Source organism: Candidatus Omnitrophota bacterium (assembly GCA_040755155.1).
Taxonomy (GTDB): domain Bacteria; phylum Hinthialibacterota; class Hinthialibacteria; order Hinthialibacterales; family Hinthialibacteraceae; genus JBFMBP01.
Genome location: JBFMBP010000161.1, coordinates 1 through 3114, shown reverse-complemented (window position 1 = coordinate 3114; position 3114 = coordinate 1). Strand labels below are relative to the sequence as shown.

At 51.8% G+C, this 3114-nt stretch carries 3 protein-coding genes; 2 read left to right on the top strand and 1 reads right to left on the bottom strand.

The genetic code is table 11. The annotated features are described in order from the left end of the window. On the bottom strand, positions 1 to 214 hold a 214-nt coding region (locus tag AB1656_25490), incomplete at its 3' end, for a hypothetical protein (GenBank protein MEW6238754.1). A 241-nt stretch (positions 215 to 455) separates the two neighbouring features. Here AB1656_25490 and AB1656_25485 point away from each other — a divergent pair. After that, positions 456 to 1955, top strand: a complete 1500-nt coding sequence (locus AB1656_25485; GenBank protein ID MEW6238753.1) for a hypothetical protein — start codon at positions 456 to 458, stop codon at positions 1953 to 1955. A 107-nt stretch (positions 1956 to 2062) separates the two neighbouring features. Further along, a complete protein-coding gene (gene pssA / locus AB1656_25480; GenBank protein ID MEW6238752.1) occupies positions 2063 to 2953 on the top strand; it encodes a CDP-diacylglycerol--serine O-phosphatidyltransferase in 891 nt (296 codons plus the stop codon). Positions 2954 to 3114: the final 161 nt, after the last annotated feature.

Here is a 3114-nt window from a genome sequence, read left to right as displayed (position 1 = left end):
AGATCGGGATTTTGACGAGACCCAATTCTCCTTCCATTTCCAACCGATCCTCCATCAGCATCCGCTCTAACTCCCTGCCTTCCGAAACCGCCCTGTCCTCGATCTCGTTGATCGTGGCGTCGGGAAATCCTCCCTCCGGGGGAAGTTTCGAGTCGAACATCTTGCCCGCCATCTCCAGAAATTCTTGTCGAATATCCTTTCGCTCTCTTTTCATGATTCGTTCCCTCAACCCTTTCGCTCTCGGGCGCCATTGCGCCCTTATGTCTCTATCTTAACGCTTTTCCTTCTTTTCGACTCCTGCTATCTTCGAGAGAGATGACATGCACCCCTTGCAAACGAAACCATAGACAGAAAATCGAAAGCGCCGATAATGATAGGCAGTTCGGACAAGTGTTTTTTCTCGTTTCACCCGTGGGCAAGGCTTAGTAAACCATAAATAAAGAGGATGGAAGATTATGTTTACGCAGAAGTGGCGCGAATATTGGGGATTGTCGGAAGATCCTTTCACCTGCGAGGATGCGGATAAGGATTTGATCCTTACGGAAGTGGATTCGAGCGCCGTGCATTGGAGTTTCGACCGCATGTACGGCAATCCGCGAATGCCGGCGCCCGCCATCGTCTTCGGCGAGAAAGGCAGCGGCAAAAGCGCTTTGCGGCTGATGATTAAGCGCCGCGTCGACGGATTCAACCAGGCTCATCCCGGCGAGAAGGTTTTCAATATCGAATATATCGATTTCAATCCTTATATCGAAAATTTCCGCCGCGCGGCGGGCGTCCGCGGCGACGACGCCAAATCGGCGGGGGAAGCGGTAAGCCGATGGAAAATTTCGGATCATATCGACGGCATGTTGTCCATCGGCGTCACGAAACTCGTGGACGAAATTCTTGCTTCCAGCGGCAAACCGGCCAAACTGGCCCACAAGCAGAAACTCTCCCTGCTGCTCATGACGGCTCTTTATTATTATTCGGAAAAGCGCACGGGCGTAGAGGCTTTGCATCGCTTGAAAAAGCTTTACGGCTTCCATTCGCTGCGCTCTTTCCGGCGCGGAGTCATCAATTGTTTCGGCTCGATCCTTGGCGCCGCCATTGCGTTGTTTCCCTTCTGCCCCAAGTTCCCCTTCGAATCGGCGAAGATGGCGCAACTCTCCTACCTTCTCGGCGCCGCTGTGATCGCCGCCGTTTGGGGCGTCTATTTCTTGGTGAAAACTTCGGTGCGCGCCCAAGCTATGCGCGCCGGACGCAGCGTAAAAATTCTGCCGCACGATACGATCAACCTGGCCAACATTCTTAGGGGACTCTCCCCCAAAGAGCGCCGGGAATTTGTTCTGCCGCGCGGTTCGGACGCCGCCAGCCGCTACCATTTGCTCGATCAGTTCATGGGAGTATTGGATGTTTACGGCTACCAGGGTCTATATGTCATGCTCGACCGCATCGACGAACCGTCTTTGCTCAGTTCCCGCGTGGATTTGATGCGCCCGTTCATCGAAAAACTGCTGGACATCAAATTTCTGCAATATCCCAAACTGGGCTTGAAATTATTCCTGCCCATCGAACTGGACGAAATCCACCGCAACGCCTCGCCGGAGCAGTTGAAGCGGATGCGGCTGGATAAATCCAACCTGATTTCCGAGTTGAAGTGGAGCGGGCAAGAACTTTACGAAATCGCCAATCAACGCCTGCTCTCTTGCCAGAAATCCAGCGGCGCCAAGCATCAATTGTCCGAACTTTTCGCCGAGGAATTCGATTTCCATCATCTGCGCGACGCGCTGACGATGATGGGTACGCCCAGGTACGCCTTCGGCTTCTTCTCCAGCCTTTTCACCGATTACGTTAAGGACCTGCCTAACGATCTTCCGGAGGGCGATCCGCGTTGGAAAATAACGCCTGCCTTTTTCGAAGTGGTCAAGGCTTCGTGGATCGACCGTTCCGGCGTTTTGCGCCGCGTTTTGAATTGATGCTGCGGCGGAGGGAAAGAGGTGGATGAAAACGGTTTTTCATGATAAAATATTTTTTAATGAAATTCTAATCATATTTTAATTAAAACCTGGGAAGGAGCGAATCGTTGCCTCCCAAATTCGCAACGGCCAAGACGGATCGTTCATCCGCGGCGCCGGTTCCCGGTCTGCCCCGGTTGAAGAAACCCCGTCGTTTCCGCATCCGCAACCTGCGTCCCAAACGGAAAAACATAAAAGTCGTTCACCTCTTGCCCAATGTATTGACGAGTTTCAACGTGGCTTGCGGCGTCAGTTCCATTATTTTGGGCATTGACAAGCGTTTTGAAGTGGCGGCGTTTTTTATTTTGTTGGCCGCTTTTTTCGATTTGATCGATGGCAAGGTGGCGCGCTTGTTCGGCTCCGCGTCTCCCTTCGGCGTACAGTTGGATTCGCTGGCCGACGTCATCTCCTTCGGCGTTGCCCCGCCCGTGCTTCTGCACACGATTTTATACCAGCAATCCGACCGGCTGGGATTGTCGCTGGTGCTAATTTATACGCTGTTCACGGCGCTACGGCTGGCGCGATACAACGTCCACGCCAACATTGGACAGAAGCGAGACCATTTTACCGGTCTGCCTTGCCCCGTACCCGCCTGTTTTCTGGCGGCGACGGTTTTAGTTTGCATCGAATACGGCATCGCGATGGATAATGCGTACTTCCGCACGGGAATGCATATCGTCATGATCAGTCTCGCTTGCCTGATGGTCAGCACGGTCTCCTATCCCGATCTCTCTTCATGGCATATCGAGAGAAGAAACATTTTTCAGCACAATGTTATCATGGTGTTGGTTCTGTGCGTGACGGTTTTGATCTTTAAAACCGTAATCTTCTTTCTCTCGGCCTCCTTTATACTTTCCGGCCCTATCAATGCGTTCCGGGCAATGGGCAAGACGCCCGTCGAGGAGTCAGCGCCGGAAGAGACGAAAAGCGGAGCCCGAGAAACGGTTTTGGAAAAATAATTTATATGAATGTAGAAGAGCCATCTTGGCTCTTTCTGGAGTTTGGCTGTTTACTAGATAGAAATAACAGGGAGTGAAATTTTCGCTTGATTTTTCACTCCTTTTCTTGTATCCTATTATCTAGTTATATGACTAGATATCCCTTTCGGAGGCGATCTCAT